This is a genomic window from Haloglomus irregulare, from assembly GCF_007421925.1.
In the GTDB taxonomy this organism is placed as follows: domain Archaea; phylum Halobacteriota; class Halobacteria; order Halobacteriales; family Haloarculaceae; genus Haloglomus; species Haloglomus irregulare.
Map to the genome: position 1 here is coordinate 22,243 of NZ_QMDX01000015.1, position 26,997 is coordinate 49,239.

The window sequence follows — 26,997 nt, forward strand, 5'->3', positions numbered from 1 at the left end:
CGTTTAGTCGCTACTGCATAGATGGTGCGAACCTCGCAGGACAATCGGTTGGGGATCACTCAGTAATATGATAATCTCAATCCGCCCTGAGATCAGTCCTCTGCGCGGCCATGTAACGCCCACATCGTCGTCTCTAGATTCCTGACGGCGTCAGCGTTCGGTCCCTCAACGAGATCAGTCCAGGACTGAATCCCTGGAAAGACGAGCGGGGTCGTGTGCGTCGGAAGCGCGTCCCAGTCAACGGCTGCTGCGGTCGGTGCGGGGTCAACCTTGTGGGCGGTGAGCGGTGGTGGCAGGTCGGCCCTCCGTTCGGGTGTCACTCCAAGACCGAGGCGATGGGTGTAGCCGGTCCAGTGCCAGCGTTTGCCCGCACCATGGTGGACTGCGGGAGCCCAAAGGTACACTTCACCCGGAGTCAACTGCGTGGTGTCCGAGGGGTCTGTGGTGGACAACTGTCGCGACATTTTGACGACCCATTCCTCACCGGTCCATGTTCCCGAGGCGGTCCAGTCAGCGGCACTCCCGGTCGGTTCGCGGAGGGGTCGCCGAGGAATCATCGCCCCCTCCCACTCGGCTACGTTCCGGTCGAACGGAACCGTCACGTCCGGTGTCAGCGCATAGGTCCCCGAGCCTTGTGTGGGGAACTCGCCATTAGAAACTGCGTGGTAATCAAGCGCGCCCCCGTTCACAACATCCGGATCGAACATCAGTTCGGGGCCTGAACCGGCGTCCCAGTTTTGACTGGTGTACGTTCGGCGTCCGTCGTCTGCATGGCGGTAGTCCAAGACGTATGCGTCGGTCCCAAACCCGACCGGATCCGACCGATGTGCGCGCCACATCGGTAAGTCGAGGAACTCACCCCGTCTCTTCATCGCTCGTAACTCCCCGGGCGGGCGGACCTCACGCCAGTCGCCTTCCCACCACTCACCGGCACACGCCTGCGGCAGGAACTTCTGGATATCCGATTTCTCGAGACGCTCTCCGTAGTGAGGGTGAGCCTCCACCTCGTCGGGGGCGGCCGCGCTCGGAAGCGACCGCATCCCTTCGTGTGCGGTGAGCCACCCGGCGAACTCCTCGAAGCCGCGGACAGTTCCGTCGTCCAGAAAGAAGCTCAAACGGTCCTCGTAGAACCCGGTATGCTCATCGTCGCCACTTACCCACGGCGACGGGGTCGCGAACTGTCGCCACTCACCCTCGTGGTAGACTAGCATATCGTGAATCCACCCGCCAGGGTCTGGCTGGTCCCACCGGAACTGGAAGTGTAGTCGCTCCCCATCGTGTGCTGCCCGCGTTCGGAGTTGCTTCTCCGCATCGGCCGGCATCCAATTGCTGCCCATTGCTGTGGTTCCCGTATACCCTCCCGATGGCTTATTCTGTGCTACATTGTGACATATCCTCATACAGAGCACGGTGAGGAGTGTCCCATCGACGACTATGCATGACGGTGGGAATCTTCAGAGGGTCTTGATGCGCCCCCATCGCAGCACACAACTTTATTAATATTATATTAGCAAAACCACCATGCCGGGATTTATATTTTACATCTGAAATAATTTAGCCGGCAAGTACTGAATAAGCAGAACTACCCCCATCTCTGTCCAGTCAACCGAAGTTATCGATAAATCTGGTTACGACCGAGTACCTCTACTAATTGATATATACTACCAATATAATCAATTAAACGGCGCGCTACCTATCTGCTATTATTCACAGGCTGTTCCATCGCCTGCCCACAATGAATACTGAACTTACTCAGGAAGCGAATATCGACGAGCCCCACCTCCGCCTCGACCGCAGCGACTGGGACGAAATCTATATTATCGGTGATGTCCACGGCTGTCGAGCCACGCTGGAACGACTACTCGGGGCGACTGAGCCGACTCGTAACGACCTCGTGGTATTCGTTGGAGACTTGGTCCGCAAGGGGCCGGACAGCAAGGGCGTACTTGATCTCGTCCGGTCGCACCCGAACTACCATACTGTCCGGGGAAACAACGAGCAGAAACTCGTCGACGGGCGGAAATCGATTGCTACACTGACCGAGGATGATCTCAACTACCTCGACTCCCTGCCGGTCGTCATCTCGTGGGACGACGCCATCGTCGTCCACGGTGGAATCGACCACCGGAAACCGTTTGCTGAACATACGCTCACGGAGCTGCTGAACACCCGATCGCTCGTTCCGGACGCGAGCTACGAGCGTCCGTACTGGTTCGAGACCCGCCGAGAATCCCCGCGGGTATTCTTCGGCCATACCGTCCTTGCTGAGCCGTTCACCAGCGAATACGCCGTCGGACTCGACACGGGCTGTGTCTACGGCGGCCAGCTGACCGCCTACGACTACCGGGGCCAGCAACTGATCGCCGTTGAACCCCCGGAGACGTACCAGTCGCGATCGGCTGACAGCATCGTTGAGCCCCGATAGACACCATCGCAGTCCTGAGATGCCCACCGATGATCCACCCGAAATTGAACCCCATGAGCCGTCTGAAGTCGATCTGTCTGACCCGGATCTGTACCTGAACCGCGAACTGAGCGAACTCGCCTTCCAACGGCGAGTACTCCACGAGACCTTGGACGATCGGAATCCGTTGCTTGAACGGGTCCGATTCCTCGCTATTGTCACCCGGAACCTGGATGAGTTCGTCATGAAGCGTGTCGGCGGGCTCAAACAACAAATCGAGGCCGGTGTCACCGATCGGACAGTCGACGGCCGGACCCCACTTGAGCAGTGGAAAGAAATTCACGAAACGTTACATCCGATGCTGGAGCGGCAGGCCCGCTGTTACGCTACGGAGCTCCGCCCGGCGCTCGCCGAACGGGGCATCGAAATCGTAGCGTACGATCAACTCGGTACGGAGGAGCAGTCGCGGATGCGTCACCACTTCGAGCAGTCCATCAAGCCGACCCTGACCCCCCTCTCGTTCGACCCGGCTCACCCGTTCCCGTTCATTTCGAACCGCTCGCTCTCGCTCGCGGTACTCACACGTCAATCGGGGGATAACGGCCCGACGTTCACGCGGATCAAAATCCCACCGAACCGGCCGCGGCTGGTCGAGGTGGGTGACGACCCCCGATACGTCCTCGTCGAGGATGTCATCAGACATAACCTCGACATCCTCCTACCCAACGTCGAGATCCTGGATACGGCGCTGTTCCGTCTGACGCGGAACGCGGAGGTCCGCCGCGACGAGGAAGTCGCGGAGGACCTCATCGACATGATCGAGGACGTGCTCGAACAGCGTCGATTCGCCAGCGTCGTCCGGATGGAGATCGAATCGGGCGCGGACCCCCGTATCCGTTCGACGCTGCAAGAGCAACTGGATCTCAAGGAACGGGAAATATACGACCTCGACGGCCCGATAGACTACCGTGACTTCGCCTCACTAGTGGAACTCGACCGGCCCGAACTGAAACGCGACCCCTGGGAACCGACATCGCACCCACGACTCGCAGACAGCCAACCGAAAGCGTTCGACGAAACCCAAGAAGACCTTCCGAATCGGAACATCTTCCAGGCCATCGACGAAGGAGACATTCTGCTCCATCACCCATACCACGACTTCGGCGAGACCGTCCAGCGATTCCTCACCGAGGCGGCAAACGACCCCAACGTGCTGGCGGTGAAGGCCGCAATCTACAGGACTGCCAGCGACTCACAGGTCATTCAGTCGCTCATTGAAGCCGCCGAGAACGGCAAGCAGGTCGCCGTGATGGTTGAGCTGAAAGCCCGCTTCGATGAGCAGAACAACCTCGAATGGGTCCGTCGACTCGAGGAGAACGGCATCCACGTCGCATACGGGACCATCGGGCTGAAGACACACACAAAAACGGCCCTGGTCGTCCGCGAAGAGAACGAGGAGGTGAACCTCTATTCGCATGTCGGAACCGGGAACTACCACTCCGAGACCGCGAAGGGGTACGTCGACCTCGGACTGCTGACGGCTGACCAGGACATCGGTCAGGACCTGGTCACGCTATTCAACTCGTTCACCGGCCCCGGCCTGGACGAGCAGTTCCGGAAGCTGCTGGTCGCGCCAGTGACGATGCGGTCGATGTTCACCTATTATATCAGACGCGAGGCCCGGCACGCGAAGGCCGGTCGGCCGGCGCGTATCGTGGTGAAAATCAACGGGCTCGAGGACCCGGGTATCATCGAGGAGCTGTACCGGGCGTCGATGGCTGGGGTCGACATCGACCTCATCGTCCGCGACATCTGCCGGCTTCGCCCCGGGCTGGAGAACATAAGCGAAACCATCTCCGTCCACTCAGTAGTGGGCCGATTCCTCGAACATTCGCGGATCTTTTATTTCGAGAACGGTGCGCGGGCAGCCGATAGCGACGACCTCAACGAGGACGAGGGGCACCCCGAGTACTATATCGGGAGCGCCGACTGGATGACCCGGAACCTCGACAACCGGGTCGAGGCTGTCACCCCTGTACAGAACCTGGATATCCGCCGACAGTTGAAATTCAACCTCGAACTGATTCTCGCTGATAACCGGCTCCGCTGGACGATGAACGCAGATGGGAGCTACGATCAGCAGCACCCGGCGGACGGCGAAACGATGATTGATACACAAAGAATCCTCATGGAAGAGACGCGGGCTGCCGTCGGGCGCGAGGGCTGTAGGATGTGGCTCGCGACCGATTACCAGTTCGACAGCGATATCCTCGTTACGACGCCGGAGAATGACAATGAGGGGGTCCAAAACTCCGGATAGGCGGAACAGAGAGCAGCCTACCTACACTGACCTCCGCGTACAGTATTGGATTGACAGTTGGCTATCCCAAAGTCCTCGGACAGCACGGATCAAAACTGTTGATAAGCAAACGAGCGATTACCTCCGAGTTCAGTAGGGGGAACGCCAATCGACGCAGTTTTTCGTGAAGCACCTCGGGGTCAAGCCCCGAGGCACTCGCCTTGCCTCTCTGTAGGGCGTTACTCGACACTCGGTGCCGTCTCGTCGGTGGTACCTGGAATCTCGATCTCGATTTCAAGTTCTTGCTCGTCGTATCCCTCGAATTCTACCTCGAGCTCGACCGGCTCCCCGAACGTAAACGGCAGTTTCCACTCATCACCAGTAATGGTCAGTGTGTTTCCCTGCTGGAGCTTCTCACCAATTTCGACTAAGAATCGACCCGCTTCGGCGGCACTGAGTCGATATTCCTGTTCGAAGTCTCGACCCTCTCGGATTAGGGTCAGCTCGTCCTCGGTCTCATCCCCTGTATCAGAATCGGTCTGTGACATCTCCTATTTTTACGAGTGCCTAAATAAAAGCCGTGTGGTCTCGGACCGCCAACTGGCGGATGTGGTGAATCGTGACTTGCCGGCCACTTTGTCAAGGTACCGGCGCTGCTCGCCCTGATGAACGTCGCGCTATACTTCCAGCGAAGGTTCGACTGGAGCGGGTCGCACATCGGGAGTCTCGATTCATCTACATCCGAGTCAGCGACCGACGACTAACGACACAATCCGACATCATCCAATGCTGAGATAGACGCACCGTGTCGTATCGCCATTACATCAGCCAACACTCTGCCCGCTCCCGTCATCGGTTCCCCGGATGAACTCGGGCAATCCAGAGGCCGATTATCGGAAGCGCCCGCAGCATTTCCCCGAACGAGCCAGTTTAGCGTCGGTCACAACGGTATCCACCTGACAGTGTACTAATGGAGACAGCGGATGCGGAGGTACCGTATCGTCTCTATACAGGATGCGATGTCGGCGAGCGCCGGCGTAACCGTCTCCATATCGGTGTAGAGGTACTGCGATAGACTTGCCGAATCGACGCCGGAGAGGCTTATGTTTTCTCGGCTGTGAATTCGCTTTTGACGGCGGTTCGCGAGGGCCGTGCAACGCTGTTCTGTGCGTTGTAGCTTCTCGCCGATGCGGGCGAGCTGGGCACTGGTTTCCGTGGCGTCGATTCGGTTGCCGATTTCAACGACGCGCGCTTCGAGTTCGTTCAGTTCGTTAGCTATGGCATCTAAAGACCCGCTTTCCTGCCGAAGTAAACGGAGGAAATCCTCGCGTTCAGCCAAACATTGGTTCGTCGCCTTGCGGAGAGTATCGCGAACCATCGGGCTAAGGATTTGCCCGTCCATAACATAGGTTGCGACTGTCTCGCCCAGTTCAACCGTTAAACTCTCTCGGAGCGTATCGCCGTATTCCTGCTCGTAGTGTGAAACCCCCATTACAGTTTCGCGGTAAGCACGCCGAATTGGTTGAAGTTCCGTGGGAGCTGACGCTTCGAGGCTTGTAACAACTGCGTGGTTACCGTCCGTTCGAGGAGTGACACGGCCGTTCGTTTGGATCGTATCGAGGCGGTCAAGAAAATCCTCAAACGAATCCCTCTCTGCACGGACATGATCGATTTCATCGTCTACGTGGGCTAACGCACATTCGATTGTGGGCTGTCGGGTTTCTACCGTCATTGTCAGAGGATTTGTTTTATAACTCCTCCATCGGAAGCGAGCTATTGTCTGCAACGAACGAATGCCGGTATTAAATCGGTTGCTATGGGGGTTATATCGGGGGGGATTGTGAAACATACACGTGGTGACACCCGGTCGAATCCGCAATAGGTGCGATGGAGGCCTGAATGACTTTTCGACGGGACCGAATCGACGTTGTACCGCTCGTATGTTCGATGTATTAATGACTGATGTAATCCGACTGCTCGCTGGCGAGGCTCTTACCGAACTGAGTGAAACAACGCCCCGAGAATTACAGCATCCCGCCGTACGCTAGTTGCTATGCACAATCAGACAGCCTTCGGCGGGATGCTACGGGAATCTGTGGATCTCACCTCAATAGTGTTGCGCCCAGAGCCGCTCGATGCGGAGATCGAGCGGCGCTGTAAGCAGGCCTGGAAAGAGGCTCCCTGCCCAGAGTGTGGCGAAATCGCAATCCAGACCGGGGACGGCAGTCCCCGCGTCTGGTGTACCAACTGCCGGTACGTGTTCACGTACACGCGCAACACTCCCTTCGAAGGCCGCACGCTCACTTCCGGCGAGATCGCCATCGCGTTCGTCCTCTACGCCGACACGCTCCTCAGCATCCACCAGATCACACAGCTGTTCGACGCCGTCTACGATACGATCCATACCACGATTCGAGAGATAGAAGCCGCCTTCGAGCGCGGCTTCTATCTCGTCTGGGAACGCATCCAACACACTATCGACGGCCCAACCCAGATCGACGAAACCGGCCAGAAGTGCTCTGGCTACAAAGGCCAGACGCCGCCGCGGGACGGGCTCTCCCGCGGCGGCTCTGGAGAAGGCGGACGATCACGGTGGGAAGGAACGCCTGGTGACACGATGACGATCATCGGCGCGTGTCGTGACACGCTTCGCGTGCTCCGAGCTGAGCCAGGTGCCCAACCGGAGGAACTCAAGCCAGCACTCGACGAAGTTGAGATTCTCTCGGGGAAACTCAACGATGTCTGGCACGACGGATGGCGCGGGTACGCGCCATTCGTCTACGACAACGAGCAGACCGTTGTCCACTCCGAAGAATTCGTTACAGATGACGGCGTTCATATCAACCAAGTCGAATGCCTCTGGTCGCTGGTGAACCCGTGGCCACGAAAGTTCCGTGGCCTCTCCAAGCCCGGATTGGAGCAGTCCGTCCGAACCTACGGGTTCGTACGGACGTTGAACCTTGCTGAAGCACCGCTACACGGCCTTCTTGACTGCTTCGTCGTCAACGTGTTTCGCTGAGTTATGCAAGAGCCTTCTTGAATTTCAAACGACCATTCATTATCGTCGTCACGAAATGACTCATAATGCTTCTCAAAATTGGAAGGCCCTATCTGATTTCCATATATTTATATACTGGTATGTTTCCATAGTACAAAAAATTTCCAAGCGCTCAAATAGGCGTGCGAGATACAGGGCGCGTATCTCTGATAGGTCGCTACGAGGCTCTCCGGATTACTGCTCGGAACCGTACCAACCGATTCCCACCGCAATCAGCAACAGTACGAGTACGACAGGTGTATAGACGAGGTCGCCCGTATACGCCATTATACCTACAATCATGGCTACGATGAAGATCACGACGCTCTTCCAACGGGCATTCACTCGCCGCTGAATCGTTCGGTTCATATACATTATCAGTATGGGGTCATCTTAGCTGTTGCTCTAATGGACTCTGTAAGGGACTGTTAGTGGTGTTAGCAACGGTTTGAATGATATATACGCGAATACAGCGATGCGCTGTTTCAGCATAGAGGCCGTTCAGTCACTGAGGTTCCCCACCTTTCATGATTCTGAACACACCCTCTGAGTCGGGCACACCGGTACTGTCCAGTTAGTGAAAATTGAGAAACGAACAGGTTATTGAGTGTATTGGTCAGGATGCTCGCTAACCTGCTCAGCGACACGTCCGACTGGGAGGTAGATGAATATGGGGAGCGGACGGCGATGCCCGTCTATCCGAAGCTTGGTTCGACATCGAACTGAGCCACGACCGCGATGAGTCGTCCGCGAGGGATGGCACCGGTGACGGCGAACGCGTGGGGGCCACCACCGACAGCGACATCTATCGCCTCGCCATCGCCCGTCGATTCGTCGTTGAGCGTCCAGACGAAGGACTCTCCAGGCTCAAGGAACAGCCGGTCAGTCCCAGTTCCACGGTCGATAGCGCCCCAGCCGTCGGTACCTCTGTTCGCTACCGTCCACCGGGTCCTGCCAGTGTGGAATGGGAGCGAGCTGCCGTTTCGTAGAGTGAAACTGAGGCCCCCGGTTCCGGCGTCATAAGTCCTGGAATCCGGGGTCAGCAGGAGCCCATCTCTGTTGTTCTTCGGCGGACAGACGTACAATTCGGCTTCAGTTGGGACTCGTGGGCAGGTCTCCCGAGCAGGAGACGGAGTCGACGTTGTAACCGCCGGGACTGGCGCTGGTGTCAGGCTTTCAACTTCGGAATTCGAGCCGCGGAGGCGGCTCTCGCACCCGGCGACAACCACGGCGCCCAGTCCAGCCAGAAGCTGACGACGGCGCACTATTATTAGTTATACAGGCCGGCGACAAGACTCCCGCGGTGCCGGCAAGGCGACTACTCAACCCTGAGTTGAAATCGCGTCGACCAACCCGTACAGGTCGCGCATCTCGAAGGTTGGGCCGACGGAAAGTGACACGTCTGCGACATGGTTGCGCCGGAGGAAGGCGCTCTCCATACCCGCCCGATGAGCCGCGACGATGTCCTTCTCGCTGTCGCCGACGTACAGTGCCGCTTCGGGCTCGCAGCCCAGATCCTCAAGCGCTCGTTCCAGGTAGTAGGGTCGTGGCTTGCGGCGGGCGGCGCCGGCGACGGTGTGCTCGCGGCCGTAGCTTGTCTCGAACCCACGGAGGTCGTGGTACTCGAGCAGAAAACGGACAGTCTCGGCCTGGTTGTTGCTGACCAGCCCCAGTGGTGCGTCCAGCCGCGACAGCACCTCGATATCATCGTATATCCCCTTGCCGCCAGCTCGGGTGGCCTTCTTCTGCGCGGTTGCCACGGCGTCCTCGCGGGCCTCCCAGAGCGCCACCGGGTCAAGCGGGAGATCACCGACGAGGCCGGCCGGACCGACCCCGGTCGCGACGCTCCATTCGGCGTGGTCGCGGCCGGGGTCGTGGCCGAACTCGCGGAACGCTCGCTGAACCCCATCGACGATATGTGTGCGGTCGGTTGGCTCGACAACGACGCCGTCGTTGTCGAAGACTATTGCGTCGTACGGAGTATTGATGCTGCCGGTCATGTATTAGGTTCGTGTCCGGGGGCCGGGCCGAGTTCGATGTCAGGGTCGCCGGACGCGCCGACGCAGGTCCCCACATCGGCAACGGACTTCATCTCGAAACTGGCGTACTCGGCCGGGACGTCAGTAAGGATCTTCTGATAGTCGGTGAGCGGGTGGTGCTGGTCCGCGGTACCATCGTTATCGTGGAGGTGACACACCTGAATGCGGTCGCCGAAGCGGTCGATGAACGCCGCCGGGTCGAATCCCGCGACCGCGGCGTGCCCGACATCCAGCGTGACGCCGAGGTACTGCGGGTCGGCATCTGCGGCCTCGAGCAGCGCCGCGAGGTCGTCGGGCGTGGTAGTGTGTCGACGAGTGCCCGAGGATGGCGGCTGGTTCTCGAGGCAGAGCGGCACGCCGACCCGCTCGGCGTGCCTTGCGGCTTCCCGGAGCGAGCGGCGAGCGTGGTCGATGGCCCGGTCACGGACCCACTCGGGATACCGTTCGGGGACCGACCCGCCGTGGACGACTACCGCACCCGCCCCCATCGCGGCGGCGTCGTCCAGTGTTCGCCGGACCCGGTCCACGCTGTCCCGGCGTGCGGCGTCGTTGAAGCTGCCGGCGTTCCAGTCCCGGAACGGGGCGTGCAGCGTGACGCTCACGTCGTAGGTCGACGTGAGGTCGCCGATTTGCGCCGGGGTTGGAGCCTCAGGATGCCCGGCGAGGTACTCGCGCTTGAACTCGACGTGCTCCAGCCCGAGGTCGGTGATGTAGTCAAGGAACCCCTCGACTGTGGCAGCGTAGCGGACGTCCATCGCGGCACCGAGTCGGGTACCGGTCTCGGCGGCCGTCGGCGGCCCGTTCATCGCCCTCCCTCCGCGCGGTAGACCGGCTCGCCGGCGACCAGCCCCCGGGTCACCGTCGGGGTAGGCTCACGGTCCACGACCACCAGGTCCGCCCGGGCGTCGGGCTCGATCCGGCCGCGTTCGCCGAGGCCGACGGCTGCCGCCGGCGCAGCGGTGACGCGGGCGACCCGATCCGGGAGCGGCTCCCCGGTGTCGACGAACGCCGCGGCGAGCAGCGACATGGGGTGGTAGTCGGCTACCAGGGCGTCGACGACGCCCGCCTCGATGGCCGCCCGCGTCTCCAGGTTCCCCCACTGGCTCGCGCCGCGGATCAGGTTCGGCGCACCCATCGCCGTCGCCATGCCCAGTTCGCTGGCTCGGCGCGCGGTCTCGAGGGTAATCGGGTACTCGCTGATGTCGACCCCAGCGGCGGCCAGGCGCTCGGCCTCGGCGGGGTCCTCGTCGTCGTGGGAGGCGGTGACCGCGCCGGCCTCGTGGGCTGCCTGTACCACGCGGTCGACACGCTCGCGCAGGGTGTCCATCGACACCTCGCCGCGGCGCTCAATCCGCTCGCGGGCCTCCTCGACGGAGTGGTCGGTCGACTCGCGGTAGTAGTCCAGAAACGCCTCCACGTCGCGGAACTGCCCCTTCCCGGGGATGTGGCTCATCACCGAAACGAGGTCGGCGTGGCCGTCGGCCACGACCTCCAGCACCGCGTCGACGCATTCGGCCTGGGTGACCTCACAGCGGGCGTGGAGCCGGTGGTCGGCGACGAGATCGACTCGCCCCATCCGGGCGACGATCTCGCGGGCGAGTGCTGGCGAGCGCCCCTCGTCCTCGTCGCGTTCGAACGAGACAGCGTGGAACTTCGTGGTGATGCCGGCGGCGAGGTTCGCCCGGTCGGCGGCCGCCAGCGCCATGTTCGTGTCCATCCGTGCACCCGCCCGGGGGTAGAGATGCGACTCGATGTCGTCGCCGTGTAGGTCGACCAACCCCGGGAGAACGTACCGACCCCCGACGTCGATGACCTGTGTGGCGCTGGTGGTGTCCACGTCACCGACGCCGATGATTCGGTCGCCCTCGACGCGGACGCCCCCCTCTACCACCGAATCGGTGGTAACCACGCGAGCGTTGGTGAGCGCGAGGCTCATGCGACCACCCCCTCGAACTCCGCGACCGGGAGCAGGTCACGCCGCCGGCCGTCGCCGAGTACCAGCACCCGGTCGGCCAGCGCCTCGACCATCTCGTGATTGTGGAAGACCCCGACGACCGTCGTCTCCGGCCCGAGATCCGCCCTGATCAGGTCGACCGCCAGGCGGCGCGTCTCCGGATCGAGCGCGCTGGTCGGCTCGTCCAGCAGGAGCAGCCGGGGCCGCGGGGCCAGCGCCTGGGCCAGGTTGACCCGCTGGCGCTCCCCGCCAGAGAAGGTCGCTGGGTAAGCCTCGAACAGCGGCCCCGGAAGCCCCAGCTCCGAGAGCAGGTCCCGAGCACGTTCACGTGCCGACTCGGCAGGCATCCCACTCTCGACCAGCGGCCTGGCGACGACGTCAACCGCCGAGACCCGTGGAATCTCATCGAGGAACTGTGATGTGTAACCGATCTCCGAGCCTCGGAGCCGCATAATCGTCCGGTCGTCACAGGTCGCCAGGTCCACGTCCGCAGGGTGGTAGCGAATCGAGCCGGAGCTGACCTCGTATGTCTGGTAGAGGCATTTCAGAAGCGAGGACTTCCCACTCCCGGACGGGCCGACGACCGCGAGGAACTCGCCGTCGCGAACGTTGACGGAGACGCCGTCCAACCCGACAACGGTAGCCCCGTCGAGGACGTGCATCTCGAACCGTTTGGTTAGTGTGTCGACTGTGAGTATCATAGCGTGGAGTTGATCAGCTGTTGGGTGTATGCGTGGTGCGGGTCCTCCAGGATGCGGTCGGTGAGCCCGCGTTCGACGACCCGTCCGTGGCGCATCACCAGCGTTCGGTCGGCCAGCAGGCGCACCACCCCCAGGTCGTGGCTGACGACGACCGCCGCCACGCCGCGCTCGCGCTGGACCCGACGGAAGGTGTCCAGCACCCGCGCCTGGACGCTGACGTCCAGCCCGGTGGTCGGCTCGTCGAGCACCACCACCGCGGGGTCGGTCACCAGCGCCCGGGCGAGCTGGACTCGCCGCTGCATGCCCCCGGAGTAGGTTTCGGCGGGGTCGTCCATCCGGTCGACCGGCACCTCCAGTTGCTCGAACAGCGACCGGACGCGTTCCCGGACCGCCTCGAACGAGCGCTCCCCGGCCGCGAGCGGTTTCTCGGCGACGTTGCCGCCGCCGGAGAACGACAGGGTCAGCCCGTCGCGGATGTGCTGGTGGACCAGCGCGAGGTCGTCGTTGCGGAGCCGGGTCCGGGTGTCGTAGTCCGACTCGAGGAGGTTCCCCTCGTAGCCATCGAACCGGACGCTGCCGCGACTGTGTCCCTCGCCCCGCTCGAGCGCGAGCAACTCCGCCAGACTGGACTTGCCGCTGCCGGACTCGCCAACGACGCCGAGCACCTCGCCGCGCTCGATGTCCAGGGACACGTCGGCACAGGCGACGATGGTCCCGCACGCCGGACACCGGTTGCGGCCGGCGTCGTCGCCGGTCAGCGACTCGCAGTCACCGCAGGGGTCACCGTAGAGCCGGGTCAGCCCCGTTCCGGAGAGCACGGTCACGTCCGGTCACCCCCGTTGGTGGCCGGCTCCTGATCGGTGTCATCGGCGTCGGGCGTCCCGGGGCCCCAGTCCACCCCGTCGCGGTCGAGGTGGTGATCCTTCGCGAGCCCGGCGTCCTCGCGGCGCTTCAGACAGAAACTCGTATCATTGCAGACGACGAGCCGGTCGCCCTCGTCGGTCTCGACCGCGGTGCGGTAGGTGTCGGTCGCCCCGCAGGCCTCGCAGGGCGCGTCGAACCGCTCGACCTGGAACGGCCGGTCGTCGAACGCCAGCGGCTCCACATCAGTGTGTGGCGGGACCGCATAGATGCGGGCCTCGCGACCGGCGGCGAAGAGAAAGAGGTTGTCGGCATCGTTAAGTTTCGGTACGTCCCACCGGGGAATCGGCGACGGGTCCATCAGGTAGCGTCCCGCGACAGTCACCGGATACCGGGAGGCGACCTGAATCTCGCCGTACTCGACGACGTTCTCGTAGAGGTGGACCCACATCTTCCCGTAGTTCGCGTGGGCGTGACGGCGGCGGTTGGCCGCGTCGCTGGGATCGACCTTCCGGAGCGGATCCGTCACCGGCACCTGCAGGACCAGGACTTGGTCCCGGTCCAGCACCTCCTCGGGAATCCGGTGGCGGGTCTGGATTACGTCCGCGGCCGTCGTGTCGGTGGTGGTCTCGACATCGGCCGTGCGCTCGGCCAGCCGCCGGATGTTCGCCGCGTTGACCGACTCGTCCGACCCCTGGTCGATCACCTTGAGCGTATCCTCGGGCCCCAGCAGCGAGAGGGTGGTCTGGATTCCACCGGTGCCCCAGCCACGGGCCAGCGGCATGGGCCGGGAGGCGAACGGTACCTGATGGCCCGGAATCGCGATGGCCTTCAGGACCGCCCGCCGTACCTCGCGTTTGGTGTGCTCGTCAAGATATGCGTAGTTGTATCCGGCCAGGCCGGCCCCATCGAGCGCTGCCAGCGCCCCGTCGACATCCTCGGCTTCGACCGGTGTGCCGCCCGACTCGCCGGTCGCCTCCCCGGTCGTCCCGTCGGAGGCATGGCTCTCTCCACAGTCGGGTTCACTCACCGTCCTCACCCCCGTCCGAGTCGGTTTCACCGGGTCCACCGCCAGAGCCCGTGTCAATAGAGCTCTCATTTGAGCCGGTCGCGTCGGGCGGTTCCGCCGCCTCCGCCCGGGGTGGCTCGGCGTCGTCGTCCCGGAGCGTCCGGATGCGGTCGAGAATCGACTCGAAGGTGACGTAGTGTGGGAGTTTGAGATGTTCGATGAAGCCGAAGGCGTCCATCGCGTCGACCGTGTCCAGGACGAACTCGGGGTCCTCGGCGGGTTCGTCGCTCCCCTTGAGCGCGATGGAGGCATCGAGGACGCTCATGCCGATGGCCTTGCGCTCGTTGCGACCGAAGGTAAGCCCGTAGCCGAACGCGAACTGTGGGTCGTCGCGCTTCTCGTAGACGGGAACGATAGCCTCGGTCTCGGTCACCCCGGTGTCGGTCACCCGGACCTGATCGCTGGTGTAGGGGTGTTCGACCTGGACGGGGAGCTGCCCCACCCGGACCTCCGCCAGCGTCGGGTGGACCTGGCCGTAGCCCCGCAGCGCCGAGTAGCCCAGCGCGGTGATCGCACCGGTCTCGCCGCGGGCAAGCTCCTGCAGGACAGCCTCCCGCTCGGGCGGATGCGTCACCGGCTCGCGGGTGGTGTCCACAGGCTCCTCTGTCGGAGGGTCGCCAGCCGGCGCCACCAGCCCCTCATCGCGGAGCACCTGCATGACGTTCGTGAGCCGCCCCCGCTGGTCCTTCTCGTCATGTCCCGGCTCCTCCGGCCCGGACTCGCCATCGTCCCGATCGGTGGCAATGTCCCAGTCCGCGGTCGGGTCGGTGACGGTCCCCTCGTCGACGAGACCGAAGTCCAGCAGGCGCTGGGTGTAGTCCTTCGTCGGGCCGAGAATCTGCCCACCGGGGACATCCTTGTAGGCGGGCGAGACCCGGCGGGTGGCGAACAGTTCGTCCGGGTCGACGGGCTCGGTCTCGTCCCACCGCTCCAGCGTCGACCGGTACGCCCGCAACAGGAAGGCAGCCTCGACGCTGTCGCCCTGGGCCTGTTTGACCGCGAGCGCGGCCAGGCGGGGAGCGTACAGTCCCCCCTCGCTCATGGCCTGCGCGGTCAGTCGGGCGAGCTGGCCGTCGAACTGGTCCAGCGTCACCGGGGGCTCGTCGTCAGCCCGCTGGGCGTCGAACAGATCGGCCGCCCGCTCGATGAGCTCCTCGCCGGCGGTGACGGCGACGTACCCCATCAGGTCACCTCCATCGTCACCGAGCGCGGGAGCGCGAGGACCCGATCCTCCATCGCGAACACGGCATCGATCCCGCGGGGGTAGTCCGCCCCCACTCGTGACAGGTCGCGCAGGTGGTCGGCGGGCAACCCGACTGTCGCTGTCCGCTCGCCAGGAACCCCTGGCCCGCGCACACGTACTGTCGTCTTTGCTCCGTCTGTGCTATTGGCGTCCCTGGTCCCATCACCGGTGCCGTCCGCGAGGGTTCCGACCCGGTAGACGGCCGTCGCCCCCTCACTGGGCTCGACGAGTCGTCCTCGGTTGAGGTCGGTCGGGTCCCAGTCGGGCGTTCCGACGGCATGGACCACATCGGCCTCTGGGGGAGCAGCGGCCACGAGTCTTCCCTCCCGGCTGAAGGCGTCGGCGAGCCGCTGATCCGGCGTAGAGAGGCACACCTTGTGGTCGACCAGCGCCGCCAGCACCGCGTGATCCGCGGGCGCGGGCAATCGCTGGACGGTCCCCGGACGGGCCATCGCCGTCCGGAGACCGGCAAAGGCTCGACGGGTGTCTGTGACCGGGTCGAGCCCGAGTGCCCTCATAGCTCGTCCTCCATCACGTCGAAGTCGACGGTCGTGTGGCGGCTCCGCGTCCACGTCTCCCGCCGCTCGCGCTCGAACGCCTCCCCCGCGGCCTCAAGATCGGTTACGATGTCGCCGGCCAGCGAGTGGTCTCCGGCGACGGCGGCGTCGACGATCGCTCCCGAGAGGGCGTGTCGCTCGGCCTTCCCCGGTCGCATGGCGAACCCTTCCTCCCCATCGAGCCGCACCTCCGCCGGCGTGACAACCACCTCGCCGAGGTTGAACGGCCGACCCTCGACCGGTTCGCGGACCTGCTGCATCACCAGCTGCGGGCGAGGCTCTTGGAGCACCCGCAGGGGCGGCTCAGCGGCCAGTATCTCGTCGGCGAACCCCGCGAGCGTCTCCCCGTCGCAGGCGGCGATGAGTTCGAACCTGTCGTTTCGGTCGTAGGCATTATCCATGCACTTAGTAGCACGCATTCAGGTGACTCGATTAAGCGTTGAGCCCGTACTCTCTATGCCTGTCACTGAGTGCTGGGTCGTTCCCCGACCCGTTCAATCAAGTATAAACGAGTACATACTCGTCGTGACGACTCCCCCGCCGACCGCCCCTTGTCTCGTCGTGGTCCATCCACCTCGGACTCTCACCAGCGTAGACATTTGTCCACCAGTTTCGTAGTCGGCGGCGATGTCAGACGATTCCGAACGCGGCAGTACCGACGACTCCGGACGAATCGGGGGCGTGAGTCGACGGCGGTTCCTTGCGGCGAGCTCCGTCAGCGTCGCTGCGCTCTCGGCTGGCTGCACCGGCGGAGGGGATGGCGGCTCCGGCGACAGCAGTAACGACGCTAGTGGTGGCGGCGGCAGCAGTGACGATGGGGGCTCCACCGCGGGCTCTGCCGGCGACGATGTCGAAGATATCGTGATCTACCTGACACCGGGGACGCCCTCGGACGTCCGGGGCCGGTACGAACCGCTGATCCGGATGATCGACGGCGAGATCGATACGATTAACGCCGAGGCGAAGGTGCTAGGTAGTTACTCGGCCATCCGGCCCGCCCTCCAGAGCAAGCAGGGCGAGATCGGCATGGACGACATCACCCTGCTCTCGGCGCCGGACTTCTTCGACGTGTATGGCACCTCCGTCACCGGGGGGTCGGCGTTTTACTTCTCGGTGATGCTCACAAACGAGGACTCGAACATCGACGAGCGCTCGGACATTGAGGGCAAGACGATGGCCTTTGCCGACCGGCTCTCGACTTCGGGGTCGATCTTCGCCACGTACGCCCTCCAGCAGGCCGACCTCGACATCGGCGAGGCACCGCAGGGCCAACCCAACGACTTCGAGGGGGTCTGGTCGAACCACGATGTCGCCCTCGAAAAGCTGGGCAACGGCGAAGCCGACGCGGCGACGACGTGGGGCGGGAACGGGCTCCCCCACATCCCCGAGAAGTACAAATCGGAGTTCCCCCAGCGTGTCCTCGACAAGAGTTCGTTCATCGAGACGCTCGACACCGAGGAGCCGAAGTTCCGGCCGTTCTGGTTCTCCTTCCCCATCCCGAAACAGCCGGTGTACGCCCGGAAGAACTGGGACTCCCCCAACAAGGAGAAGATCGGCGAGCTGTTGCGTAACTCCGACGAGGAACTCGTCAAGCAGTACTACCCGGAGGACTACAACGAGAACGAGCTGCCGTTCTCGACGCTGCAGGACACCTCCATCGATGACTATCAGCCGATCATCGAGCGCATCAACGCCGTCGGTCTCGAACTGGGCGAACTGTAACCGACCGCGCCATCCGTTTTATCATGAGTACACTCACAGTCGACGACGTATCGAAGTACTACGGGGACGTGACCGCCGTTGAGGGCGTCTCCTTCGAGATCGAGGACGAGTTTGCCATCCTCCTCGGGGAGTCCGGCGCCGGCAAGTCCACGATGCTCCGGTGTATCAACGGCCTTACCAGCCCGTCGGAGGGGGAGATTCGGCTCAACGGCGAGCCGGTGAACAGTTCCCGGTCCGACATCGGAATGATCTTTCAGCAGCACAACTTAGTAGAGGGCGTCTCGGCGTACCTCAACGCCCTGAACGGGGGGTTAAGTCGGACGTCGGTGCTCAAGAGCATCTTCCAGTGGCAGGGCCGCGATGACAAAAAACAGGCACTTGACGCCTTAGAGACGGTCGGCCTGCTGGAGGAGGCCCACCAGACGGTCTCACAGATGAGCGGCGGCCAGCAACAGCGGGTCGGGATCGCACGCGCACTCGTCCAGAACCCGCGGCTGCTGCTCGCCGACGAACCCGTGGCGAGTCTCGACCCTTCAAGCGCCGAGACGGTGATGGCCTACCTGAAGAAGGCCGCTGTCGAACACGACGTGACGGCGCTGGTGAGTCTCCACCAGGTTAATATCGCCGCGTATTTCGGCGAACGGTTCATCGGCCTGCGCGACGGCGGCCTGCTGTTCGATGTAAAACGCGACGAACTCACGCCAGCGCTGATCGACGACCTGTACGGCGACGTCGAAACTGTTGGGCTGGCGGACAACCGACAGGGCGACGACGAACTGCATCCGGAGTCGATCGGTGAGACGGCAGAAGAGCGGGTGGAGCTATGAGTCAGGAACGCGGCGACGGCAACCCCCTGACGACGTATTTTGGGCTGGAGGAGATCGGCGACTCCCAGGTTGAGCAGAAGCTGACCGAGCTGAAGCGACGCAAGACCACACGACGGCTCTACACGCTATTGGGCATCATCTTCGGCGGCGGCCTCTTCCTGTTCAGCCTGAACGCCGTGGGCTTCTCGCTCGGCGAACTGATCAGGCAGTGGCCGGAGTTCGTCAACGCCTTGGGCGGTTACTTCCCGCCGACGACGATTTTCGGCTTCATTCCCTTCGTCGACGTGGGCCAGTACTGGACGTTCATGATCGATGCCGGCCTGATCTTCGAGTTTGAGGACGGGACCGGCGGAATCTTCGGGCCGATGTACGGCAAACAGATAGTCGGCCCCGGGGCAATGTTCATCACGCTCGCCATCGCCTTCGCAGGGACCGTGCTGGGTGTGCCGCTGGCACTGATCCTCTCAGTGCTGGCCAGCGAGCGGGTCGTCCCCTACCCGTTCAACTTCGGCTTTCGAGCGATCATGAGCGTCATCCGGTCGATTCCCGCACTGGTGTGGGTACTCATTCTGATCCCGCTCGGCGGCGTCGGCTCGTTCACCGCGACCCTCGCCGTCGGCATCGACACCGTCGGCTACCTCGGTCGGCTGCTCACCGACGAGCTCGAGGAGATCTCCGAAGGGCCCATCGAGGGTATCCGGAGCGTCGGCGCCTCGAAATCACAGATCGTCAGCTTCGGGATGCTCAGTCAGGTCTTCCGGGAGTTCATCGCCTGGCTCGCGTTCGACCTCGAGCACAACGTCCGCGTGGCCATCGGGCTCGGCATCATCGGCGCCGGCGGGCTCGGGCTGGAGCTCAACATCCAGCGCCGCACGTTCAACTACACCGAGATGATGGCCTGTATCCTCCTCATCCTCCTGCTGGTGGGGGCGGTCGAGTACCTCAGCCAGCGCGTCCGCTCGTCCCTTCGTGAGGGTGACGACGTCGAGACCGAGGGAATCCTGACCATCCTGTGGAAAGCCCCGAAGCGTATTGTCAGCGCCACCGCCGGCCGCGGCCGGGACCGGGACCGCTGATGCAACACATCGACTCACACGGCATCGCCGACCGGCCCAAACTCGGGCCGGAGCCGACGCTGCACGACCGCGTCCGCGTTTCGGACAGCGACCTCGGTGTGTGGACCGAACTCCATCCGGGGACCAGTGTCCGCACCTCCGAGGTCGGCGCGTACAGCTACCTCATGCGACGGGTCCAGCTGGACTTCACTACGCTTGGGCGGTTCTGCAGCGTCGCCTCGGACGTGCGTATCGGCCCGGTCAACCACCCGATGAATCGTCCTACTACCCACCACTTCACCTACCGGGCCGGCCAGTACGGCCTCGGCGACCCCGACGAGGCCGTCTTCGAGTGGCGCCGTGGCCAAGCGGTCGAGGTGGGCCACGATGTCTGGGTCGGCCACGGGGCGACCGTTTTGCCCGATGTCGAGATCGGCAACGGCGCCGTCGTTGCCGCCGGTGCGGTCGTCACCGACGACGTGGCACCCTACGCCGTCGTCGCGGGCGTCCCGGCCGAGCGGGTCAGGTGGCGATTCCCGCCGGACGTGGCGGCGGCCGTTGAGGCTACCACGTGGTGGGAGTGGGACCACGAGACCATCCGCGAGCGCCTGCCCGCCTTCCGCGACCTCGGACGGTTTCTCACGGAGTACGCCCCCGCGGACACCCCAGCGCCCGACCCCGAGGACGTGGGGGCCGCCCCCGGATTCGGCGAGTCCGGGGAGCCGTGAGCGACGCCGAAAGGACGGGCCTGGAGGTCGACCCCGGCCCGGAACCAGGGCCGGGTCGGCGGAACCGCGAACACGGGCAACGGCGGGCGCTGGTCGTGACGGCGACCGCGCTCTTTCTCTCGGTGCTGGTGTGGTTCAACTACCCGGCGGTACTACCCCGGGTAATCGATGACTGGGGGCTGTCCGGGATCGAGGCCGGTGTGATGTTCGGCGCGCTCCAGGCCGGCTATTTGACGGCGATACTGCCGGCGGGGTGGCTGGCCGACCGGCGCTCTCCCCGGTGGGTCGTCTCTATCGGCGCGGTCGGGACCGCGCTTCCGTCGCTGGCGTTCGCCGCCGTCGCCGACGGGGTGGTGCTGGGCTCGCTGTTGCGCTTCTGTTCGGGGCTGTTCGTCGCCGGCGTCTACATCCCCGGGATGCGCTTTCTCAGCGACTGGTTCCCCGAGTCAGTCCGGGGGCGGGCGCTCGGGCTGTACATCGGCACCTTCGAACTCGGGAGCGGCCTCTCCTTTGTCTTCGCTACCACCGCGGCCACGGCGGTGGACTGGCGGGTCGCGGTCGGGCTCACTAGCGCTGGTGCATTGGTAGTGCCGCTTCTGATGCTCGGGCTCACCCAGGCCCCACCGGGGCGGACGGAACCGACCGGGATATTCCCCGACCTCGGTCTGCTCCGGAACCGGGCCTTCCTCGCCGCGACCGCGGTCTACTCCTTTCACAACTGGGAGCTGTTCGGCGTCCGTAACTGGCTGCTGGCCTTCCTCGTCGTCGCGCCGGCAATACCAGGGGGCGTTCTCCCGGGGCTGGTCGTCGGGGCGATGGTAGTCGCAAGCGGTGTCGGCAACGTCGCCGGCGGCTGGCTCAGCGATCGGATCGGCCGGACGCGGGTGCTCGCCGGCGGGCTCGTGGCGAGTGCCCTCTGCAGCGGTCTCTTCGGCCTGCTGGGTGGTCTGCCCGCCGGCCTGCTGGTCACGGTGACACTCGGGTACGGGTTCGTCCTCGCCGTCGACAGTGCACCCACCTCGACGCTCGTCACGGAGGTGGTCGCTGACGAGCGTGTCGGCGCGGCGCTGTCGGTGCAGTCACTCACCGGCTTCTCGACGACTGTCGTCTCACCCGTTGTGTTCGGGCTCGCACTCGACCGCCGCGGCTACGCGGTTGCCTTTCCGACACTCGCAGCTGGGGCACTCGCTGGTCTGATCTCGGTGGCGATCCTGGCCCAGTCACTTCCCTGGCGGGCCGAGGCCGGCAGAGCCGTCGGGGGGGAACCGGAGTAGTCAGATTCGAACGTGAGGCGGCCGCACGCCGGTATGGAGGTTGACGGCGATTTCAGTGGCGTCGACCCAGTAGTAGATCGCTCGCTCTAGCGCCCGGGTGACGGAGGCAAGGTGGCCGTACATCTCTGGGCTGTAGGCGGTGACGAGTTCGAACAGCTCGTTGAGGTCGCGGTGGACGGTCTCCTCCTCTGCGTGAAGCTCCTCGTACGCGGCGACCTCGCCGTCGAACAGGACCGTGCCGAACAGTTCGTTGATTCGCGTCCCGGCGTCGAAGACCTCCAGCACTCGCTCTTCGACAAACCCCGGGCTCTCGCCCGTGTCATGCCCCGTCACGTCCGAGATGAAGCAGGCGCGATCGCCGATGATCTCTAAGTTGGTGGCGACGGTCGCCAGATCGGAGGCGACGCGGTTTCCCGGCCAGTCCGTCGTAAGGGTGTAGGACTTCAGTTCGCTGACCACTGCCGAGTAGCGCTCGTTGGTAACGGATTCGAGTGCGTCGGCGGGCTGGTCGGGTACTTCACCACGAAACTCGTCCCTCGCGGCTTGGTACTGGCTGGCGGTCACCTCGTCCAGCCGCTCCAAGAGATCAAGCACTGCCGCTCCTCGGTCGGTAGGAGGGCTCGTCTCCCTGGCGCCCTGCACTCCGCCGAGGAGCGTCGACACGTTCTCGGCGGCCTCGTAGATGGCCTCATCGTCGACGACGTATGCCTTCCGCACGATGTCGTCCCGTTTCAGCTCCTGGAGGATTTCCGAGAGGTACTGCTCGGAGATACCGGCCTCCTCGGCGAGTCGGGGTTTGGTGGGCGGGGCCGTTCGATCGATAGCCTCTATTACCTGCGCGAGCGTTGCTTCGCGACCCTGCCTTGCCTCATCCCGTGGACCGAACCAGTTGTGTCTAAACATGTACTGGGGTATTTCTGCCCCGTGTATAGGGGTGGGCCAGGGACTATCCGGACGTCTATGATTCATATATATCTCCGAGTGAAGGTCCGGGCTTGGACCATACCCCGCTACGATATGTACAAGTATATACCCGTTCAGGAGGCAATTAACGGGTCATAGCAACTGTTACTCCGTGCGAGTACGGCCCACTATACATGGAGACGCGCAAGGTTCAACTCTCCGGGGGGACCACCTACATGGTGTCACTCCCCAAACAATGGGCAAACGAGCACGGTATTGAGGCGGGGTCGGTACTCTCACTACGACCGAACGGCGACGGGTCCCTGCTGGTAGAGACGAACTCCGTCGGCGGAACGTGTGAGCTGTCAGTGACGCTTGATGTCGGGACAGCCACCGAGGCCGCCATCCGCCAACGGATACTAAGTCTCTACACGATCGGCTGTGAATCACTCACCCTCACTGACCGAACTGGCCACGACGCCAGCGCTCATCAGGCCGTCGAAGCCGCGATCGACGGGCTCTCCGGCTTCGAACTGCTCGAATCCACCGAGAACCGTATCAAGCTCACCAACCTCGTGGACGCCCAGAACGTTGACGTGCGGAAGGTCTCGCTCCGGATGCGGTTGGTGGCGCTTGCTATGCAGCGAGATGCGATCTCCGCCATCACGACTGACGACGTATCGCTTGCCGAACGCGTCATCGAACGCGATACTGAGGCTGACAAACTATTCTCCATGATCACCCGGTACTTTCGACGGTCTCTGTCTGATTTCCGAGAGATCGAGAAACTGGACCAGACCCGTGACAGTCTCTTCGAGTACTACTACGTCTGCCGGCAGCTGGAGCGAATCGCCGACCACGCCGAGAAGATTGCCAGCTTCGTCACCGACCCCGAGGCACCGAACCTCGAAGGACTCAAGCAGGAGATCGCCAGCGTCGGTTCCCGCTCGCGAAGAGTCGTCGACGACGCTGCCGATGTCGTACTCGCCAACGGGAATCTCGAGGACGCTCAGGCGGTGATTGAACAGTGTCAAGAGCTCGTCAACGATATCGAAACCCTTCACCGCCAGTTGTATGACCACGACGCTCCCGACGAGGCTTACGTCGGCGGAATGGTGTTAGACAGCCTCCGTCGAACCGCAGAGTATGGATCCAATATGGCCGACATCGGCACCCAGCGAACGCTGCGGAAGCAGACGCCGGATGATGGCCGCGACACCGTGCCGTCGATGTAGAGGTATTTACTTATATTGAAAATTCCAATTTGTGCTGAGTTTCGGCGAGCGTGCTGCATATAGGGCGCGAATCGGTTACAGCGGTAGCGAGGCGAAAGCCCACCCCTTTAGCGGTGGGATGAAGCCGACAACTGGGAATCTCTCCACGCTCGTAAGCACGGCTGGGGTTGGATATATGTGTGGCACTTTTAGGTGAGCAGTTTCTATATACTGACGATGCCCCGTGGGTTCGACAGGGAACGTACCAACGTCCACAAACTCCAGTACCACTTCATCTGGTGCCCGAAGTACCGTAAATCGGTACTTGAAAGTGAGGTACGCAACCGTCTCGAAGAACTCATCGAGGAGAAAGCCGACGAACTCGGGTTAGAAATACTGGAGTTGGCGATTCGCTCCGACCACGTACACCTGTTCATCACGGGCGATCCGACGCTCGCCCCGAACAAAATAATGCAACAGGTCAAGGGCTACTCCTCTCGCCACCTCCGCGACGAGTTCGACTTCGGCTTGCCGTCGCTGTGGACGCGCTCGTACTTCGTCTCAAGTGCGGGTGACGTATCCAGCGAAGTCATCGAGGAGTACATCGACGCCCAAGCAGGTGAATAGCCATGCAACGGAACGTCTCAACCACGGTGCGGGTCAAACTCCACTCGCTGACCAACAGGAAGGCTGACCTGCTCGCCCGTGAGTACGAGGCGTTCCAGACCGAAGTTCACGGCGGAGACGCCAACCTCTACTCCGCGACCGACCAACAGGCGTCGAAAGTCCAACGACAGAAAGACCCGAACCCCGACACCGAACAGCCTGTGGTTCTCCGCAACGACGTGTTCGACGTGGCTCACGACGAGGATACTGTTCTCTCGTCGTGGTGGGTCAAAGTCCCCGTCTACGACCCAGAACGGGGACGGGGGAACTCCATTTGGTGTCCCGCCCACGTCCCGCGAAAGGATGAACAACTCGTCCGTGAGGGCGATATTCGGGACAGCGAACTGGTGCGCCGTGACGATGACTGGTACGTCCACCTCGTCGTGAAGCGGTCTGTGACCGTCCGAGACGAGTACGGCGACGTGCTGGCTATCGACATGGGTGCACGCTGGGTCGCTACCTGCGCGTTCCTCTCCGACCGAAAAACCATGTTCTACGGCGAGGAAGTCCGTCGCATCCGCGAACACTACAAGCAACTGCGGAAGTCCATCGGGAAAGCGAAACCCAGACAGGGACAGCAGGTGGTCGAGCGTATCGGTGACGCGGAAGCGCGGAAGGTGGACGACCGTCTCCACAAGATTGCTCGCCAACTCGTGGAGGATGCCGAGGAACGGAACGCGGTCATCGTCGTGGGCGACCTCGGCGGGATTCGCAAAGACAACGACAAAGGGCGGTACGTTAACGACAAGACCCACAAGATGCCGTTCGCCCGCCTGCTCAACTACATCGAGTACAAAGCCCACGACGCAGGCATCGACGTACAGTTGGTCGAAGAATACGACACGTCGAAGACCTGCAATCGGTGTGCTTGTGAGGGCGTCCGAGAGACGCAGGGGCGCTTTGAGTGTCCCGAGTGTGGACTGGACGACAACGCAGACAAGAACGGTGCGCTGAACATCGGCAAACGAGCCTTGGGCAAGTTCTCGAAACCGCTGTCCGAGGCGGGGGCTGTACTGGCACAGCCCGAAACGCAGGTCATCGTCCAACGTGACGACGAACCTGCGAACCTCCCGCTACTCGTGGATTCAACCCCCAGTGGGGGAACCCCACGGCTTTAGCCGTGGGAGGATGTCAGTTGACCTCGGCTTATGAGCGTGGAGGCTCACCGCTCGCCGACAATCACGAACGCTCGGTCGTCCTCCCCGTCCCCGTCTACGTACGTGCGCGGGTGCGTCTCGATCAAATCAAGTCCTGCGCTCCTGAGCCACTGTTTGAGTACCGCCGGTTCGAAGGCCCGCAGGACCTGCCGCTCAGTCGTCTTCGCTGGCTTCCGCCGGCTCCGTCTTGGGTTCCGAGTCTCCGATCGGCTCCTCCTCGTCGGAGCGAGCCGCGACAAGCCCGCCACGGGCGACGCTGTACATTGGTTCTTTCGCATGGATGACGTCGCTGACGCTGAACGGGATTTCCGCGCTCTCGAGATGGTCGCGGAACAGGTCCTCGAAGCCATCGGGGCTGGCCGTGCCACCGGTGACGACAACAGGCACATCAAGGCCTTCCTCGATATCTTCCTCGTCTACCTCATTGACGATGTGTTCGATGACGTAGTCGAGCAGGTTCTCGTAGTAGATGGACAGTGCCCCTTCGACGCCGCCGACATCGGTCCGGAAGTCCAACTCGAAGTCGTCCTCCTTGATTGACGTGACCTTGTCGACCGGCGTGCCGGTCGCCTGAGCAGCCTCCGTGTCGATCCAGTCACCGCCCCGGGCGACGGAGAACTTCATCACCGGCACTGCATAGTACGCCAGACAGACGTTGGTCATCCCCGCCCCGAAGGAGATACCGAGCCCGGTGAAGGAGTTGTCCGCTAACTCGGAGTAGATGACCGCCATGCCCTCGTTGATCGGCTCGGCGTCATAGCCCATGTCATTGAGCAGCGATTCGAGCGTCTTCTGATGGTAGAGGGTGGATAGGTCCGAGTCGATCGGATCCGCTGGCGAAGAGTAGTAGAGGCGCTCACCAGGATGCTGCGGCTCGCCGATTACCTGCTCGATGATGAGCTTCATCATCGGAATCGCGGATTTCTCGTCGCTCGAGAGGATACCGTGTTGCATCGGTCGACGGGTCTCCTTGTTGAAGATGTTCGCGAAATCAAGCGCGTCATCGCCGACGACGTACACCTTGTCGTCCTTCCGGATATGGAGAACGTCGCTCTGTGAGAGCATCTGCTCAGCCATATCCGAGTACTCAATCTCCACGAACGAATTCCGCTGTTGTACGAACACTGTGTCGGTTCCCTCCTGCCGCGCTGACAGGATATTCATCGTTCCGACGTCAAGGCCCTTTGCCATGATGTATGCCGCGGAAGCAAGGTAGATAAATATTCGCCGCATCAGCCCTCAGTCCGACTCCGGGTGGCCCCGTTCGGTGCGGGGTTCGGGATGGAA

Annotated in this window: 25 protein-coding genes; 11 read left to right on the plus strand and 14 right to left on the minus strand. The window is 62.8% G+C overall.

Features of this window, described 5'->3' with window-relative positions:
• Window positions 1-92: 92 nt before the first annotated feature.
• Window positions 93-1,337 carry an ethylbenzene dehydrogenase-related protein gene (locus DP107_RS16635; protein ID WP_144263249.1) on the minus strand — a complete coding sequence of 415 codons (1,245 nt, stop codon included), beginning with the start codon at window positions 1,335-1,337 and terminating at the stop codon, window positions 93-95.
• 398 nt (window positions 1,338-1,735) lie between these two features.
• On the opposite strand from DP107_RS16635, the gene DP107_RS16640 reads away from it, so the two are divergent.
• Together DP107_RS16640 and ppk1 are read left to right on the plus strand one after the other, a co-directional pair.
• Window positions 1,736-2,425, plus strand: coding sequence for a metallophosphoesterase family protein (locus tag DP107_RS16640; protein WP_144263250.1), 690 nt, complete (start codon window positions 1,736-1,738; stop codon window positions 2,423-2,425).
• Between the two features lie 19 nt (window positions 2,426-2,444).
• On the plus strand, window positions 2,445-4,724 hold the full coding sequence (gene ppk1, locus DP107_RS16645; RefSeq protein ID WP_144263251.1) for a polyphosphate kinase 1: 2,280 nt from the start codon (window positions 2,445-2,447) through the stop codon (window positions 4,722-4,724).
• 218 nt (window positions 4,725-4,942) lie between these two features.
• Here ppk1 and DP107_RS16650 read toward each other — a convergent pair whose 3' ends face one another.
• Window positions 4,943-5,251, minus strand: coding sequence for an amphi-Trp domain-containing protein (locus DP107_RS16650; protein ID WP_144263252.1), 309 nt, complete (start codon window positions 5,249-5,251; stop codon window positions 4,943-4,945).
• A 419-nt stretch (window positions 5,252-5,670) separates the two neighbouring features.
• Window positions 5,671-6,435 carry a DUF7260 family protein gene (locus DP107_RS16660; RefSeq protein ID WP_144263253.1) on the minus strand — a complete coding sequence of 255 codons (765 nt, stop codon included), beginning with the start codon at window positions 6,433-6,435 and terminating at the stop codon, window positions 5,671-5,673.
• Window positions 6,436-6,756: 321 nt separating this feature from the next.
• Here DP107_RS16660 and DP107_RS16665 point away from each other — a divergent pair, with 321 nt between their 5' ends.
• Window positions 6,757-7,722, plus strand: a complete 966-nt coding sequence (locus DP107_RS16665; RefSeq protein WP_144263254.1) for an IS1595 family transposase — start codon at window positions 6,757-6,759, stop codon at window positions 7,720-7,722.
• A 1,340-nt stretch (window positions 7,723-9,062) separates the two neighbouring features.
• Here DP107_RS16665 and DP107_RS16670 read toward each other — a convergent pair.
• The 9 genes from DP107_RS16670 to phnG are packed head-to-tail and all read right to left on the minus strand — an operon-like array spanning window position 9,063 to window position 16,565.
• Window positions 9,063-9,740, minus strand: a complete 678-nt coding sequence (locus DP107_RS16670; RefSeq protein WP_144263255.1) for an HAD family hydrolase — start codon at window positions 9,738-9,740, stop codon at window positions 9,063-9,065.
• Complete coding sequence (locus tag DP107_RS16675; RefSeq protein WP_238330913.1) at window positions 9,737-10,585, minus strand: sugar phosphate isomerase/epimerase family protein; 849 nt, start codon at window positions 10,583-10,585, stop codon at window positions 9,737-9,739. The genes DP107_RS16670 and DP107_RS16675 overlap by 4 nt, the downstream gene beginning before the upstream one ends.
• Window positions 10,582-11,715: an alpha-D-ribose 1-methylphosphonate 5-triphosphate diphosphatase gene (locus DP107_RS16680; RefSeq protein ID WP_144263256.1), complete on the minus strand. Its 1,134-nt coding sequence runs from the start codon at window positions 11,713-11,715 to the stop codon at window positions 10,582-10,584. Before DP107_RS16680 ends, DP107_RS16675 begins: the two co-directional genes overlap by 4 nt.
• Window positions 11,712-12,434 (minus strand): phosphonate C-P lyase system protein PhnL, encoded by a 723-nt coding sequence (locus DP107_RS16685; RefSeq protein ID WP_144263257.1) that lies wholly within the window; start codon window positions 12,432-12,434, stop codon window positions 11,712-11,714. Before DP107_RS16685 ends, DP107_RS16680 begins: the two co-directional genes overlap by 4 nt.
• Window positions 12,431-13,258, minus strand: a complete 828-nt coding sequence (locus DP107_RS16690; protein WP_144263258.1) for an ATP-binding cassette domain-containing protein — start codon at window positions 13,256-13,258, stop codon at window positions 12,431-12,433. Before DP107_RS16690 ends, DP107_RS16685 begins: the two co-directional genes overlap by 4 nt.
• Window positions 13,255-14,325 carry an alpha-D-ribose 1-methylphosphonate 5-phosphate C-P-lyase PhnJ gene (locus DP107_RS16695; RefSeq protein ID WP_238330914.1) on the minus strand — a complete coding sequence of 357 codons (1,071 nt, stop codon included), beginning with the start codon at window positions 14,323-14,325 and terminating at the stop codon, window positions 13,255-13,257. Before DP107_RS16695 ends, DP107_RS16690 begins: the two co-directional genes overlap by 4 nt.
• Window positions 14,318-15,547, minus strand: a complete 1,230-nt coding sequence (locus tag DP107_RS16700; RefSeq protein WP_144263259.1) for a carbon-phosphorus lyase complex subunit PhnI — start codon at window positions 15,545-15,547, stop codon at window positions 14,318-14,320. Before DP107_RS16700 ends, DP107_RS16695 begins: the two co-directional genes overlap by 8 nt.
• Window positions 15,547-16,125 carry a phosphonate C-P lyase system protein PhnH gene (phnH, locus tag DP107_RS16705; RefSeq protein WP_144263260.1) on the minus strand — a complete coding sequence of 193 codons (579 nt, stop codon included), beginning with the start codon at window positions 16,123-16,125 and terminating at the stop codon, window positions 15,547-15,549. The genes DP107_RS16700 and phnH overlap by 1 nt, the downstream gene beginning before the upstream one ends.
• The gene (gene phnG, locus DP107_RS16710) at window positions 16,122-16,565 is read right to left on the minus strand and encodes a phosphonate C-P lyase system protein PhnG (protein ID WP_144263261.1); all 444 of its coding nucleotides are present in this window, start codon (window positions 16,563-16,565) and stop codon (window positions 16,122-16,124) included. Before phnG ends, phnH begins: the two co-directional genes overlap by 4 nt.
• Before the next feature lie 226 nt (window positions 16,566-16,791).
• On the opposite strand from phnG, the gene DP107_RS16715 reads away from it, so the two are divergent.
• Genes DP107_RS16715 through DP107_RS16735 form a run of 5 tightly spaced genes read left to right on the plus strand, consistent with a single transcriptional unit; the run spans window position 16,792 to window position 21,770 of the window.
• The gene (locus DP107_RS16715) at window positions 16,792-17,886 is read left to right on the plus strand and encodes a PhnD/SsuA/transferrin family substrate-binding protein (protein ID WP_144263262.1); all 1,095 of its coding nucleotides are present in this window, start codon (window positions 16,792-16,794) and stop codon (window positions 17,884-17,886) included.
• 23 nt (window positions 17,887-17,909) lie between these two features.
• Complete coding sequence (locus DP107_RS16720) at window positions 17,910-18,713, plus strand: phosphonate ABC transporter ATP-binding protein (protein ID WP_144263263.1); 804 nt, start codon at window positions 17,910-17,912, stop codon at window positions 18,711-18,713.
• Window positions 18,710-19,789 (plus strand): phosphonate ABC transporter, permease protein PhnE, encoded by a 1,080-nt coding sequence (gene phnE / locus DP107_RS16725; RefSeq protein WP_144263264.1) that lies wholly within the window; start codon window positions 18,710-18,712, stop codon window positions 19,787-19,789. Before DP107_RS16720 ends, phnE begins: the two co-directional genes overlap by 4 nt.
• Window positions 19,789-20,496: an LbetaH domain-containing protein gene (locus tag DP107_RS16730; RefSeq protein ID WP_144263265.1), complete on the plus strand. Its 708-nt coding sequence runs from the start codon at window positions 19,789-19,791 to the stop codon at window positions 20,494-20,496. Before phnE ends, DP107_RS16730 begins: the two co-directional genes overlap by 1 nt.
• Window positions 20,493-21,770: an MFS transporter gene (locus DP107_RS16735; RefSeq protein ID WP_238330915.1), complete on the plus strand. Its 1,278-nt coding sequence runs from the start codon at window positions 20,493-20,495 to the stop codon at window positions 21,768-21,770. The genes DP107_RS16730 and DP107_RS16735 overlap by 4 nt, the downstream gene beginning before the upstream one ends.
• On the opposite strand, the gene DP107_RS16740 is transcribed toward DP107_RS16735, so the two are convergent.
• Window positions 21,771-22,739, minus strand: a complete 969-nt coding sequence (locus DP107_RS16740) for a phosphate signaling complex PhoU family protein (RefSeq protein WP_238330916.1) — start codon at window positions 22,737-22,739, stop codon at window positions 21,771-21,773.
• A gap of 128 nt (window positions 22,740-22,867) precedes the next feature.
• On the opposite strand from DP107_RS16740, the gene DP107_RS16745 reads away from it, so the two are divergent.
• From DP107_RS16745 to DP107_RS16755, 3 genes are all read left to right on the plus strand, one after another.
• A complete protein-coding gene (locus tag DP107_RS16745) occupies window positions 22,868-23,908 on the plus strand; it encodes a phosphate uptake regulator PhoU (RefSeq protein WP_144263267.1) in 1,041 nt (346 codons plus the stop codon).
• Between the two features lie 216 nt (window positions 23,909-24,124).
• The gene (gene tnpA / locus DP107_RS16750) at window positions 24,125-24,514 is read left to right on the plus strand and encodes an IS200/IS605 family transposase (RefSeq protein WP_144263268.1); all 390 of its coding nucleotides are present in this window, start codon (window positions 24,125-24,127) and stop codon (window positions 24,512-24,514) included.
• Between the two features lie 2 nt (window positions 24,515-24,516).
• Window positions 24,517-25,671, plus strand: coding sequence for an RNA-guided endonuclease InsQ/TnpB family protein (locus tag DP107_RS16755; protein ID WP_144263269.1), 1,155 nt, complete (start codon window positions 24,517-24,519; stop codon window positions 25,669-25,671).
• Window positions 25,672-25,863: 192 nt separating this feature from the next.
• On the opposite strand, the gene DP107_RS16760 is transcribed toward DP107_RS16755, so the two are convergent.
• Window positions 25,864-26,901: a cell division protein FtsA gene (locus tag DP107_RS16760; RefSeq protein WP_144263270.1), complete on the minus strand. Its 1,038-nt coding sequence runs from the start codon at window positions 26,899-26,901 to the stop codon at window positions 25,864-25,866.
• Between the last annotated feature and the right edge of the window lie 96 nt (window positions 26,902-26,997).